Origin of the sequence: Syntrophus buswellii (assembly GCF_046097065.1) — a bacterium.
In the GTDB taxonomy this organism is placed as follows: domain Bacteria; phylum Desulfobacterota; class Syntrophia; order Syntrophales; family Syntrophaceae; genus Syntrophus; species Syntrophus buswellii.
In genome coordinates, this window is record NZ_CP175563.1 from 1,957,550 (window position 1) to 1,970,786 (window position 13,237).

A 13,237-nucleotide genomic window follows, 5' to 3' on the forward strand; every position below is an offset into this window, starting at 1 on the left:
CCCCCTTACAGGTTGTTGATCATGCTGGCAATGTAGCCGGCGCCATAACCATTGTCGATATTGACGACACTCACACCGCTGGCACAGCTGTTGAGCATGGCAAGAAGAGCGGAAAGGCCATGAAAGCTTGCCCCGTAGCCGACGCTTGTGGGAACGGCAATGACAGGTTTGTCCACCAGGCCCCCTACGAGGCTGGGAAGGGCCCCTTCCATTCCGGCTACGACGATGACCACGCGGGCACCCCGGATCGTTTCCAGATTGAAGAAGAGTCGATGAACGCCGGCAACACCCACATCGACGATCCGTTCAACACGATTGCCGAAGAGTTCAGCCGTCACAGCGGCCTCTTCGGCAACAGGCAGGTCGGAGGTCCCGGCAGTAACAAGGGCGATATAACCGGGAGGGGCTTTGACCTCTTTCCGCCTGATGGTAACGGCTCCGGCCAGGGGGGAGTAACGGGCGTCGGGGCAGATTTCCCGAATCTCCTGATACAGCTCCCGGCTGGCCCGCGTTGCAAGGATATTGACCTCCCGTTCCAGCATCGCCTTCAGAATCGCTGTGACCTGCCCGGATGTCTTGCCTGCACAGTAAATGACCTCCGGATAGCCGACGCGTCTTTCCCGGTGGAGGTCAACCTTCGCACAACCGACATCATGGTAGAACTGGCCTTTCAACAGGCCGAGGCCTTCATCAACCCCGACAGTTCCGGCCTTCACTTTTTCGAGAATGTCCCGGATTGCTTCCATCGTTTCTGATCTCCGTCCCTTGCGTCAACCGGTTCCCTTTCCAGGGACTCCAGAAGCCAGCATCTCCAGAACTTCTCTGATGCTCACGCCCTTTTCCCTGGCGATCCTTTTACAATCCGCGTACTCCGGTTTTGATTTGATTTTTCGGCCCCGGAAAAAGCCGTGCTTCATGGTCACAGGGCCATATGGGGTTTCCACTTCGGAAAGCTCCCGCTTCAGCATGGTCTTGGCAATCGGGCAGGACCGCAGCCCGAACGTGGTCGTCTGATACCACAGGACCTCTTCCATGTCCTTTTTCCGGCGGCTGTCGCAGATGATGCTGAGTGTCACCGCGGGACGTGACTTCTTCATGAGGATCGGCGTCAGATAGACATCCCGGGCCCCCTTTTCCAGCAGGGCGTCCATAACCTCCTCGTAGAGTTCGGGATTCATATCATCGATGTTGCATTCCACCAGCCAGGCGTCCTCCTGTGCCGCATCATCTCCCGGTTCATCTTCTTCAAGTTCGCCAAGGTACAGGCGCAGGACATTGGGGATCTCCGTATCTCGCGTCCCGATCCCGTAACCGATTTTCTGCGGTGTAAAATTCATCCTGTCCGTAAAGGAATGGACCGTGACGGCAAGGATGGCCGCGCCGGTTGGCGTGGTCATCTCAAAGGGAACAGCTCCGGACGTTACGGGAATACCCTTGAGCATCTCAATGGTTGCCGGAGCCGGAACCGGAAGAATCCCGTGGGCGCACCGGACGACCCCGCCACCCAGCTCCACGGCCGATGAAAGCACCCGGTCCGCTTTCAAGTAATCCAGGCACAGGGCGGCACCGACCACATCGATGATGGAATCGACCGCTCCGACTTCATGGAAGTGAATTTCTTCCAGGGTGCATCCATGCACCCTGGCTTCCGCCTCGCCGATTTTCAGAAAAAGACGAAGTGAAAGATCCTTCACCTCTTCAGACAGATCACTTTCCTGGATCAGCCTGCTGATATCCCTGTAATTTCTTTCGTGCCGGGAAGAATCCTCCCTGGAAGTGAGCACCTCGAATCGTGTCCCGGCAATGCCGCGCCGCTGATCCTGCTGAATTTGAATTTCATAGGAGCCGATCCGGATCTTTTTGAGCTCATCGAGAAGATAGGACGGGTCCACACCGAGATCGAGCATGGCACCCAGATTCATGTCGCCGCTGATCCCGGAGAAGCAGTCATAATACAAGACTTTCATGATCACCTTCCGCCATGGATGTTCTGGATCGTTTTCCCGATCGTTCCATTGAAGAAATGCCCTTTCCCCTGCCCGTCCGTTTTCTGCGGCACGGTTGCTGAATTTCTGCCGGTCATCGGGATACGGAGGCAGACAGGGGACTGCTCAACTACAATCAATTTGACGGACGATCCTATTAAGCGCTATAAAGCAAAAACAATCCAAATTCAGGGGAAAAGAACATGGCTGAGATCGTCAGATTCGGGGTTTCACTGGAAAAAACCCTGCTCAAACAGTTCGATCAACGGATTGAAGAACAGGGGTATACGAACCGTTCAGAAGCCATCCGCGATTTGATCCGCCAGGAACTGCTGAAGAAGGAATGGGCGGAAGATCACGAAGTTGCCGGTTCTATTACCTACACCTACGACCATCACCAGCGGGATCTGCTGAACAGAATCATTGATGTTCAGCACGATTTCCAGGATGTGATCACGTCGACGCAGCATATTCATCTGGACCACGACAACTGCCTGGAGATCATCGCCGTCAAGGGAAGCTCCACAATCATCAGCAATCTTTCCAACGCGCTGAAGGCCCTCAAAGGCGTAAAGCACGGATCTTTGAGCATTTCAGGCATCGGCTGGATCGCACAGCGGTAACGTAACCTTCATACTCATAAATCCGTTCCCCAAGTCAAGACAATTCTGGTTGATCCGGCTGAGACCGCCGGCACGGAACGTGGCCCGGTCATTGCCCTGCAGGATCGCCTCCTTGTTTTCTGCCGGCAAAGGGAACGCGGGGATGAAACGTTTGGAGGTTACACTTCCTTCCCTTGGCTCTTCGGCACGGAATTTCATCTCCCTCCAATCAGGACTCCGGATCCGGAAAGGCCAGGAATACGAGCGATCACGAAGATGGAAAGGGTTGACGGCCTCCTTCAACACGATCAGGCAACGTGTACATCGACGGAATGAGCCATGGCCCTCCCCTAGCGATCCTCTTCCGCTGCCGACGCTTCAGGCTTTTCCAGGCCCTCGGCCGTCCCGAAAGGCTCCGTTTTTCCCTCACCGGCTTGTTTCGCCTCTTCGAAAGACGGCTCCTTGAGCTCCTCGACCGGATTTTCCGTCCCGGTCGGCAGTTCCGCCGGGCTTTCCGGAACGGCTGGATCTTCCGCGGGTGCTTCCTCGGGTTCCTTCATAACGGCCTCGTACTCTGGAATAATGATCCCGCGCCTGACCATGATCCGGTAAATTCTTTCAGAACGATTCCGAACATATTTTGAAGACCCCAGAGGGTGGTATCTCCTGGGATTGGGAAGAACAGCGGCCAGAGCCGCCGCTTCGCGCGCCGACAATGCCGAGGCCGATTTCCCATAATATTTGCGGGCTGCAGCTTCAATCCCGAAGATTCCCTCCCCCCACTCGGCCACATTGAGGTAGAGTTCAATGATCCTCTTCTTGGACAGGGTGTTCTCAATCCGCCAGGTTAAAATGGCCTCCTTGATTTTCCGGATGGGATTCTTGGACGGGGAAAGATAGAGATTTTTGGCCAGCTGCTGGCTGATGGTGCTCCCCCCCACCTTGAATGTTCTCTTCTTGAGATCCTCTTCGAAGGCTTTCTGAAGAGCCTCGTAATCAAAGCCTTCGTGATGCCAGAACTTATCGTCCTCCGAGATGATGACCGCCTTGATGACAAGCGGGGAAATGCGGGAAAGCCTGACCCATTTTTGCTCAATTGCCTTATCCTTCCCCTGGTTTCTCCATTCCTCTTCGCGAAATTTCATGAACGCTGTTTTTGCCGGATTTTCTTTTTTCAAGGTGGTGACATCCGGGTAAAAAAAATAACTGACGGTATGGATCAGAAGTCCGACAACAAGGAATGCCGGGATCAGAAGGAACATCTTTTTCATCATGGCCGCTCCCTTTTCAGAAGATCATATTCATATATTGGCTCACTATTTGCTTTATACACGTCACAATTATTTTGGGATGTCAATGGACACCTCTTATCGTATTCCCTTTTATTTTTAAAGAACTAAATGATGGTGATTATTCATTATTTTTTTATGAACAGATAAAATTCTAAAAAAAAATTTGACTATTTCCACGTATTTCTATAAATGGTGATGAATTTCACAGTGTACAGTTTGTCGTCCAAGGCTAAAATCTGTGCATCGTTAGATAGTGGGGCAGCCCCCGAATAGACTAAGGAGGTACTTCATGACAAAACGACGGATTTTCTTTTGGATGGGACTTACGTTCCTGTTCGTACTGGGCCTTTCTCAGGAAGGGCTTTCAAAAGAAACCTACAAAGTAAAAAACGGCGATACGCTTTCAAAGATTTCGAGCCAGTTCGGGGTGCCCATTAAAGATCTGATGCGGATGAATGGGCTAAAGAAGCCAGCCCTGAAACCCGGTCAGCATCTCACAGTCTCACAATCCCCATCAAAGAAATCTTCAAAACATACCGTCGCCAGATCCAATACAAGCACTAAATCCAAAGCCGATTCCTATACCGTCAAACGAGGCGACACACTCCAGAGCATTGCCAAAAAGTCCGGTATCTCCATCGCAGAGCTCAAGGGCTTGAACGGGATGCGGAACAGCACCATAAAAACCGGACAGAAGCTGATTCTTGCCAAACGTCAATCCGTCCCGTCAGCTGTAAAAGAGAACAAGGGCCCTCGAGTGGTGATGGCCCTTGATGTTGAGGATAACGAGCTTTATCCCGAGGAGGATGCCGAGGAAGGGGAAATCCCTGACGAGGATTGGACGTCCGTCGAGAGGGACAAGGAAGCCAGCACCCAGCTGATGGGAAAATGGAACAGCCCGAAAGAAAGGCAGATCTTTGTGCGGGTCGTCAAGGGATTTCTCGGGACGCCCTACAGGTTCGGCGGATCGTCCGTTCGGGGCATAGACTGCTCGGCTTTCGTTGCCAAGGTTTACCAGTTCTTTGATGTCAAGTTACCGAGGACGGCAAGGGAACAGTCCCGCATGGGGGTGCGCGTGGCAAAAAGTGACCTCGAAGAGGGCGATCTCGTTTTTTTCAACACCCGGAGGGCTTTCGGCCATGTGGGCATCTATATTGGAAACAACGAGTTCATCCATGCCTCTTCAGGCCGTTCCGGGAAACATGTACGGATCGACAGCCTGGATAAACCATACTACAACCAGCGCTTCATCAAAGCGGTTCGGGTTAAGGGAATGAAAAACGTCCAGTCGGATGAACGCGACGTATCCTGACGGAGAGAAGACTTCCTCCTTCTGAACAAACAGGTCGAAAAAAAGCGGTGTCATAGCGGAAATATCGGGCATCGGAATCCTATCCTGGTTCCGGTGCTTTTTTTTCATGCGGGTTGGCAGGAATAAGGTCTTCTCCAGAGGCGTACGCGTCCGGAAATTATTTTATTGATTTTTCGGGATAATACCATTAAATTTACTAGAAGTTTCGTAGTGTTATCCTTGTTCATCCCTTCGTTCCCGAAAAAGAGCGGACAGAACGGGTCACCCCTCTGCGGCCCGGAAGGTCCTGCGGGCAACCGCCGTTCTGTGATCCTCCTGTCCCCCTGAGAACAAGGAACTCGCGGGATGGTTCATTTGGAAAAAAATACCTGAAAAATCTGGGGAAACGTTCTCCTATGAAAAAAACCCTGACGCAGAAAATTCTCGAACATCACCTTGTTTCAGGAACCTGCATCCCGGGAAGGGAAATAAGCATTCGGATCGATCAAACCCTGACCCAGGATGCAACGGGGACCATGGCCTATCTCCAGTTTGAATCCATGCATGTCCCCAGGGTCAAGACCGAATTGTCCGTCAGTTATGTGGATCACAATACGGTGCAGATCGGATTCGAGAACGCCGACGACCATCGATATCTTCAGAGCGTTGCCGAAAAATTCGGCCTTTATTTTTCCAGGGCTGGAAACGGCATCTGCCACCAGGTTCATCTGGAGCGTTTCGGCAGGCCGGGCAAAACCCTCATCGGTTCCGACAGCCACACTCCCACAGGCGGAGCCCTGGGAATGATCGCCATCGGCGCCGGAGGCCTGGATGTGGCCCTGGCCATGGCGGGCGAGCCTTTTTATCTGACCTGCCCAAGAGTCATCAACATCCACCTGGAAGGGCATCTTCAGCCCTGGGTCTCGGCAAAGGACATCATCCTGAAAGTGCTCGATCTTTTCGGGACCAAGGGAAATGTGGGGTCTGTCTTCGAGTATGGAGGCCCCGGTGTGGAAACCCTGTCCGTTCCGGAACGGGCAACCATCACCAACATGGGGGCGGAATGCGGCGTCACAACATCTATTTTCCCAAGTGACGCAATGACCCTGCGTTTTCTGAAAGCCCAGCAGCGGGAGGAGGACTGGCTTGAATTTGCGGCGGATCACGGCGCACAATACGACCGTGTTGTGGAAATCGACCTTTCGAAGCTGGAACCGCTGACGGCGATGCCCCACAGCCCGGGCAATATCGCGCGGATCAGGGACTGCGAACCCGTCCCGATCCGGCAGGTCTGCCTGGGAAGCTGCACCAATTCCTCCTACAAGGATCTGGCAACCGCCGCGAAAATCCTGAAGGGCACAGTGGCCCATCCCGATGTCAGCTTCATCATTGCACCCGGATCAAAGCAGGTTCTGGAAAATCTGGCCCGGGACGGTTACCTTGCCGATCTGCTTGCCGCGGGGGCCAGACTCATGGAGAATGCCTGTGGCTTCTGCATCGGCAACAGCCAGAGCCCGCCGTCAGGCTCTGCATCCCTGCGCACCTCCAACCGCAACTTTTTCGGACGCTCTGGAACGAGGGACGCCCAGGTCTATCTGGCCAGCCCCGAGTCGGCAGCGGCAGCCGTTCTCACCGGCCATCTCACGGATCCCCGCGATCTGAATCTCCCCTACCCCGACATCTCTCTGCCTGAGCGGTTTCATGTGGACGACCGGTTGATCATCGAGCCGATGGATCCCGAGAGCGCCGCCGGAGCCCCCATTTACCGGGGCCCAAACATCGGCCCTCCGCCGGCCAACGAACCCCTCCCGGATTCCCTGGACGGCATCGTCACGCTGAAGGTGGGAGATCACATTACGACGGATCACATCATTCCCGCGGGCGAACGGATGAAATACCGCTCCAATATACCGAAATACGCGGAATACCTGTTCGAGATCGTTGATCATACCTTTTTCCGGCGGGCCATGCAGATCAAGGAATCCGGCCATTCAAACATCATTGTGGCCGGAACATCCTATGGTCAGGGCTCCTCGAGGGAGCACGCCGCAATCTGCCCCATGTATGTGGGTGTCAAGGCGATCCTCGCCAAGTCTTTTGAGCGCATCCATGCGGCCAACCTGATCAACTTCGGTATCCTGCCTCTTACCTTCCTCGACGAGGAGGACTATGACCGCCTGGCCGATGGGGACAGACTGCTGTTCCCGGATATCCGGAGCTCCCTTGTCGATGGGGACCGAGTGCGCCTTTTAAACGATACAGGGGGGATCTCGATGGAAGTGGCCTTCGAGCTTACCAACCGACAGAAAAAAATTCTCCTGGCCGGTGGTGTTCTAAATCGCTTTTGAGGTTTCTGTCCAATGACGGCTGCATCCTATCCGGAAGACACTCGGCCGGGGAAGAGCGGCAGGAAAACATCCAAACATCGGTAGGAAAGATCGTTCATGAAAGCTAAAATCAAAGTCCTTACGCCCCTTGTCGAACTGGACGGCGACGAGATGACCCGGGTCATGTGGCAGATGGTCAAGGAGAAGCTTCTCCGGCCTTACCTGGAACTGTCCGTGGAGTATTACGATCTGTCTCTGGAGCACCGGGATGAAACGAATGACCGGGTGACGGTCGACGCGGCAGAGGCCATCAAAAAATACGGCGTCGGGGTAAAATGCGCCACCATAACGGCCAACGAGGATCGCGTCCGGGAGTATCACCTGAAGGAGGCATGGAAAAGTCCCAATGCAACCATCCGGTCGGCTTTGGACGGTACGGTCTTTCGAAAGCCCATCCTGGCCAGGAATATCCGACCGGCGGTTTCGAGCTGGAAGAAGCCCATTATCATCGGCAGGCACGCCTATGGAGATGTGTACGACAACAGCGAAATCCGCGTGGACGGCCCTGGAACGGCGGAGCTTGTGTTCACCCCCGCAGCGGGAACTCCCGTTCGAAGGAAGATTCATGATTTTTCTTCGCCGGGCGTTATTCAGGGAATCCATAACACCGATGACTCGATTGCCAGTTTTGCCCGCTCCTGCTTCGCCTTCGCCCTGGATCAGAAGATGGATCTCTGGTTCAGCACCAAGGACACGATCTCGAAAATCTATGACGCCCGATTCCGGGAGATCTTTGCCCGGGAATATGAAACGTCCTGGAAAGAGGCCTTTCAAAGGGAGGGCCTCGACTATTTTTTCACCCTGATTGACGATGCCGTCGCACGGATCATGAAATCGGAGGGGGGCATTCTCTGGGCGCTTAAGAATTATGACGGGGATGTTCTGTCGGACATGATCGCCTCGGCAAACGGGAGCCTGGCGATGATGACCTCCGTCCTCGTTTCACCGATGGGCTGTTACGAATACGAGGCGGCGCACGGCACGGTACAGAAGCACTACTACAGGCATCTCAGAGGCGAGGAAACGTCCTCGAACTCTACGGCATTGATTTTTGCGTGGTCTGGTGGGCTGCGAAAACGCGCCGAATTCGATTCCACACCGGAAGTCGCCCTTTTTGCGGACATGCTGGAGTCCGCCACACTGGAAACGATCGAAGGGGGGAGCCTGACGGGAGATCTGCTCCTTGTCGCCGAACCGAGCCCCCACAACCGCAAAGTCGACACCCCGGGTTTTATAAACGCCATCGCAGCCAACCTGGAAAAAAGGCTGGCGCAGCGGTAACATCAACAGGAAAGGCCCCGGGTGCCGCAAAAGACGGCATCCTGCCGGAAAGACTGCAATCATCGTATTGGCTATGAAACGAATCAATATCCGAGATCTGTCTCTTGAAGAAATCGAAGCCTTGATTTCAAGTCTGGGAAAGGAGCGATACCGGGCCCGGCAGATCATGAAATGGCTGTACTCCGGGGGCGGTGTGCAATCCTTCGAGGAAATGACCACCCTCTCCAAACCATTCCGCAGCCAGATGGAGGAACTCGCCTTCATTGGACTCCCCGAAATTGAAAAAATCCAGGCTTCAAAGGACGGAACCAAGAAGATCCTCTTTCGCCTGGAAGACGACCTCTTTATCGAGAGCGTCCTGATTCCCGGCAAAAACCATTGGACGGCCTGCATCTCCACGCAGGTCGGGTGCCGCATGGGATGCCGTTTCTGCCTGACCGCCCGGCAGGGGTTCAGGCGCAACCTCAGACCTTCGGAAATCACCGGTCAGCTGGAGATCATCCTCTCTTCTCTGCCGGAAGGGCCCAACGTCCGCAGCATCGTGCTGATGGGGATGGGAGAACCCCTGGCCAATTACAGAAACACGTTGAAGGCCCTTGGCATCCTTACCTCGGATTACGGCTTCGGCTTCTCGAACAGGAAGATCACCCTCTCCACCTGCGGTGTGGTTCCCATGATCCGGCAACTGGGGCGGGACATCTGCATCAACCTGGCGGTTTCCCTCAACGCCCCGGACGATGCGGTCCGGAACCAGCTCATGCCGGTCAACTGGAAGTATCCCCTGGAAAGCCTTCTTGCAGCATGCCGTGATTATCCCATGCCGGGCCGCCGCATGCTGACCTTCGAATACATCCTGATCGACGGCGTCAACGCGTCACCGGCCCATGCAGAAATGCTCTCCCGCCTGTTGAGGGGAATCCGCTGCAAACTCAATCTCATCCGATTCAATGAATTCCCCGGGTGCCCCTTCAAGTCCCCTTCGGAGGATACCGTCCTGGCCTTTCAGCAGATTCTGGTAAAACATCATTTCACCGCCATCATCAGGGCGAGCAGGGGGCGCGACATTCTGGCCGCCTGCGGCCAATTGAGCGGTAAAGCCCTTGAGGAGAACACATCACAATGCCTGGTCTAAAGGTGCCGTCTACAGGGACCCGCAGTTACAAAGGGTTGATTTTCTTTCTGGCCGCCTTTATCGGCATCAGCTTCTTCTGGCAGATCATCCGTCTGCTCACCGACTGGTTCTGGTTTCAGGAAGTCGGCTACGAGCCGATTTTCACCGTGACGCTCTGGAGTTCCATTGCCTCAGCCGCTTTTTTCGGTGCGCTGTTTTTTGTGATCTTCTTCTTCAATCTTTACCTGGCCGACCGCCTTTCGCCGCCGTCCGGCGTGACCGACCAGCAGGGCTCCTTCCCCCATCCCCATCGACTGCCCACCCTGGGTCCGCTTCGTACGATCATTTTTCTGCTCTCTCTTCTCTTCAGTTACGCTGCCGCCATGAAAGCGGCCTATCTCTGGAAAAGCATCCTGAGTTTCTTTTATGCGGTCCCCTTTGATCTGAAGGATCCCCTGTTTCACTATGACATCGGTTTTTTTGCTTTTCGGCTGCCTCTTCTTCAGGAACTTTCTTCCTGGCTTTTTTCAACCCTGATCCTTACTGCCGTCGCTACGGGCATTCTCTACTTTCTCCGCCGCTCGTTTCTGTTTTTCCCGCCGAAAACATTCCATGTTCTCCCCGCGGCAAAGACGCACCTTCTCATCCTGATCGCCCTGCTTTTTTTCCTGGGGTCTTTCGGCTTCTGGCTTCAACTGATGGAGGTGCTGTTTACAAAGCGGGGGGTGGTCTTCGGTCCCGGCTATACCGATACAACAACCCAGCTGTCGGTCCTCCGGTTGCTCATGGTTCTCAGCATCCTCTGTGGAGCCTCTCTTTTCGCCTTTGCCTTCGGGAAGTCCTGGCGGATACCGGCAGTCTCCGTGCTGCTCCTGTTGCTGGTCATGGTGATCGGCCGGGGCCTGTATCCTTCCTTCATCCAGAAATTCAAGGTTGTCCCCAACGAGATTGTTCTTGAGCGGCCCTATCTCGAACACAATATCCGGTATACAAGGATCGCCTACGGACTCAATCATATAGAGGACAGCGAATTTCCGGCGGACAATACGCTGACCCAGCAGGACCTGGTGAAGAATTCTCTGACCATCAAGAACATCCGGCTGTGGAACCATGGCCCCCTTTTACAGACCTACAGCCAGATGCAGGAGATCCGGACGTATTACAAGTTCCTTGATGTCGATAATGACCGCTACATCATCAACGGGGAGTATCGCCAGATCATGCTTTCACCCCGGGAGATTTCCTACGCGTCGCTGCCCTCGCGAAGCTGGGTCAATGAGCACCTCACCTATACGCATGGTTACGGCGTTGTCATGGGTCCGGTCAACCGAATTTCCCAGGAGGGGCTTCCCGAATTTTTTATTCGTGATATTCCGCCGGTTTCTACCACCTCCGTCGTCGTCAAACAGCCAAAGATCTACTACGGGGAAAAATCCAATGACTATGTCTTTGTCAACACGAAGAGGCCTGAATTCGATTATCCCGTGGGGGACAAGAACGTCTATTCCCGCTACGACGGCAAGGGAGGGGTGCCTCTCTCCTTCTTGAAGAAGCTGCTTTTCGCGGCTCGCTTCGGTTCGTTGACGATCCTGCTGTCCGATGACATTACCCCGAAGAGCAAAATCATGTTTTATCGGGACATCGAGGAACGGATTGCCCGGATTGTGCCCTTCATCCGCCTCGATAAAGACCCCTATCTCGTCATTACCAAGGAGGGCAGGCTTGTCTGGTTCGTCGATGGTTACACCACCACGACCAGGTTTCCCTATTCCGAACCCGTTGCCGGCATCGGCAACTACATCCGCAATTCCCTGAAGGCGACCGTTGACGCCTACGATGGAACGGTTCAGCTTTATATCAGCGATTTCAACGATCCGATCATCAAGACCTATGCCCGCATGTTTCCAGGCGTTTTTCGTCCCCTTTCCGCAATGCCGGCAGATCTCCTGAGTCATATCCGTTATCCCGCCGGCATGATGTCCATCCAGGCCAGAATGCTCCGAACCTACCACATGGAAGACCCTCAGGTTTTTTACAACAAGGAAGACCTCTGGACCATCCCCCGTAAATTCGGTGCGGAGAACAATGAAGAGATGGAGCCTTATTACACCATCATGAAGCTTCCAGAGGAAAGCAGGGAGGAATACATCCTCCTGCTTCCGTTCACACCCAGCAACAAGGATAACCTCTCGGCGTGGATGGCCGCCCGCTGCGATGCACCAAACTACGGGAAAATGATCGTTTACCATTTTCCGAAGCAGAAACTCGTCTACGGAACACGCCAGATCGAAGCCCGCATTGATCAGGATACGGAAATCTCCAAGCAGATTTCTCTCTGGAACCAAAGCGGTTCACAGGTGATCCGGGGCAGTCTTCTCGTGATCCCGATTGAAAAATCGCTTCTTTACGTCAGTTCCCTCTACCTGGCGGCGGAAAAAGGCCAGCTTCCCGAATTGAAGAGAGTTATTGCCGCTTACGGCAATGCCATCGCCATGGAGGAAAACCTGGAATTGTCCCTTCAGCGGATTTTCGGGGGAAAACTTTCCCGGGACGGCGAGACGCCGACTGCTGAGCCTCGGACGGCAGCCGTTCAAGGCAGCGGGTCCGTTTCAGAAGAAACGGACCGGGGAATCGGCCTTAAGGCTCTGGAGCATTATCGACGGGCCCAGGATTTTCTGAAGCGCGGGAATTGGGGCTCTTACGGGGAGGAGCTGGACAAGATGGCGAACCTGCTGAAGAAGCTGGAAAAAAAGGACTAGATGGCAGGCAGGGTTAAACGATTGCTCTGAAAGGCACTGATGACCCGCTGGGTAAACGTGCTGTTCGGATCTTTGTGATCCGGCATCCTGGCCAGATGTCGCTTTGCCCGGTACGGCCCCACGTTATAGGCATATAAAGCCTTCCGGAGCGTTTTGAATTCATCAAGCAGCTGCGATAAAAAATACACGCCGATTTTGATGTTTGTTCTCGGATCAAAGAGATCTAAAGAGCCATTGCTTGCGGGGTCGGCCTTTCGAACAATTCCCCGGGCTGTTGACGGCTTCAGCTGCATAATTCCTTTTGAGCCGTCGGGTGAAACGGCATCATGCCTGTAGTTGCTCTCCACTTCCATCACGGCAAGAACAAGGCGGTAATCCACATTGCGAATCTGCGATTCTCTGCAGACGGTTTGGGCAACAGCCCGCAGATTTCTACCGCCCAGTTTTGCCTTCTTATCCTTCAAGTGCTGCTCAACTTTGCAGACGACTGCTTCGGACGCTTTACTTTCCCCGGCTATTGCCTCTGAAC

10 protein-coding genes are annotated in these 13,237 nt (G+C 54.1%); 6 read left to right on the top strand and 4 right to left on the bottom strand.

Translation table 11 applies throughout. From position 1 onward, the window contains the following. Positions 1 to 5 precede the first annotated feature (5 nt). Positions 6 to 746, bottom strand: coding sequence for a nickel pincer cofactor biosynthesis protein LarB (gene larB / locus ACJ77P_RS08915; protein ID WP_367358967.1), 741 nt, complete (start codon positions 744 to 746; stop codon positions 6 to 8). A 24-nt stretch (positions 747 to 770) separates the two neighbouring features. Next, positions 771 to 1,967 carry a nickel pincer cofactor biosynthesis protein LarC gene (larC, locus tag ACJ77P_RS08920; protein WP_408998034.1) on the bottom strand — a complete coding sequence of 399 codons (1,197 nt, stop codon included), beginning with the start codon at positions 1,965 to 1,967 and terminating at the stop codon, positions 771 to 773. Between the two features lie 221 nt (positions 1,968 to 2,188). Between larC and nikR the strand changes: the two genes are divergently transcribed. Then, positions 2,189 to 2,608 (top strand): nickel-responsive transcriptional regulator NikR, encoded by a 420-nt coding sequence (gene nikR, locus ACJ77P_RS08925; RefSeq protein WP_367358965.1) that lies wholly within the window; start codon positions 2,189 to 2,191, stop codon positions 2,606 to 2,608. 329 nt (positions 2,609 to 2,937) lie between these two features. Here nikR and mtgA read toward each other — a convergent pair whose 3' ends face one another. Next, the gene (gene mtgA, locus ACJ77P_RS08930; RefSeq protein WP_408999416.1) at positions 2,938 to 3,858 is read right to left on the bottom strand and encodes a monofunctional biosynthetic peptidoglycan transglycosylase; all 921 of its coding nucleotides are present in this window, start codon (positions 3,856 to 3,858) and stop codon (positions 2,938 to 2,940) included. A 310-nt stretch (positions 3,859 to 4,168) separates the two neighbouring features. Between mtgA and ACJ77P_RS08935 the strand changes: the two genes are divergently transcribed. From ACJ77P_RS08935 to ACJ77P_RS08955, 5 genes are all read left to right on the top strand, one after another. Further along, positions 4,169 to 5,191, top strand: coding sequence for a peptidoglycan endopeptidase (locus ACJ77P_RS08935; RefSeq protein ID WP_367358964.1), 1,023 nt, complete (start codon positions 4,169 to 4,171; stop codon positions 5,189 to 5,191). Positions 5,192 to 5,586: 395 nt separating this feature from the next. Next, positions 5,587 to 7,518: an aconitate hydratase gene (locus ACJ77P_RS08940; RefSeq protein ID WP_408998035.1), complete on the top strand. Its 1,932-nt coding sequence runs from the start codon at positions 5,587 to 5,589 to the stop codon at positions 7,516 to 7,518. Between the two features lie 96 nt (positions 7,519 to 7,614). Next, positions 7,615 to 8,838, top strand: a complete 1,224-nt coding sequence (locus ACJ77P_RS08945) for an NADP-dependent isocitrate dehydrogenase (protein WP_408998036.1) — start codon at positions 7,615 to 7,617, stop codon at positions 8,836 to 8,838. A gap of 73 nt (positions 8,839 to 8,911) precedes the next feature. Continuing rightward, on the top strand, positions 8,912 to 9,970 hold the full coding sequence (rlmN, locus tag ACJ77P_RS08950) for a 23S rRNA (adenine(2503)-C(2))-methyltransferase RlmN (protein ID WP_408998037.1): 1,059 nt from the start codon (positions 8,912 to 8,914) through the stop codon (positions 9,968 to 9,970). Further along, complete coding sequence (locus tag ACJ77P_RS08955; protein ID WP_408998038.1) at positions 9,958 to 12,708, top strand: UPF0182 family protein; 2,751 nt, start codon at positions 9,958 to 9,960, stop codon at positions 12,706 to 12,708. The genes rlmN and ACJ77P_RS08955 overlap by 13 nt, the downstream gene beginning before the upstream one ends. Here the strand turns inward: ACJ77P_RS08955 and ACJ77P_RS08960 are convergent. Next, positions 12,705 to 13,172: a lytic transglycosylase domain-containing protein gene (locus tag ACJ77P_RS08960; protein ID WP_367358959.1), complete on the bottom strand. Its 468-nt coding sequence runs from the start codon at positions 13,170 to 13,172 to the stop codon at positions 12,705 to 12,707. The genes ACJ77P_RS08955 and ACJ77P_RS08960 overlap by 4 nt on opposite strands. Positions 13,173 to 13,237: the final 65 nt, after the last annotated feature.

What these genes read in the sequence shown, in the direction of transcription:
- larB (WP_367358967.1), bottom strand. Translation starts at nt 746, where the DNA reads ATGGAAGCAATCCGGGACATTCTCGAAAAAGTGAAGGCCGGAACTGTC.
- rlmN (WP_408998037.1), top strand. Translation starts at nt 8,912, where the DNA reads ATGAAACGAATCAATATCCGAGATCTGTCTCTTGAAGAAATCGAAGCC.
- ACJ77P_RS08935 (WP_367358964.1), top strand. Translation starts at nt 4,169, where the DNA reads ATGACAAAACGACGGATTTTCTTTTGGATGGGACTTACGTTCCTGTTC.
- nikR (WP_367358965.1), top strand. Translation starts at nt 2,189, where the DNA reads ATGGCTGAGATCGTCAGATTCGGGGTTTCACTGGAAAAAACCCTGCTC.
- ACJ77P_RS08955 (WP_408998038.1), top strand. Translation starts at nt 9,958, where the DNA reads ATGCCTGGTCTAAAGGTGCCGTCTACAGGGACCCGCAGTTACAAAGGG.
- larC (WP_408998034.1), bottom strand. Translation starts at nt 1,967, where the DNA reads ATGAAAGTCTTGTATTATGACTGCTTCTCCGGGATCAGCGGCGACATG.
- ACJ77P_RS08940 (WP_408998035.1), top strand. Translation starts at nt 5,587, where the DNA reads ATGAAAAAAACCCTGACGCAGAAAATTCTCGAACATCACCTTGTTTCA.
- mtgA (WP_408999416.1), bottom strand. Translation starts at nt 3,858, where the DNA reads ATGAAAAAGATGTTCCTTCTGATCCCGGCATTCCTTGTTGTCGGACTT.
- ACJ77P_RS08945 (WP_408998036.1), top strand. Translation starts at nt 7,615, where the DNA reads ATGAAAGCTAAAATCAAAGTCCTTACGCCCCTTGTCGAACTGGACGGC.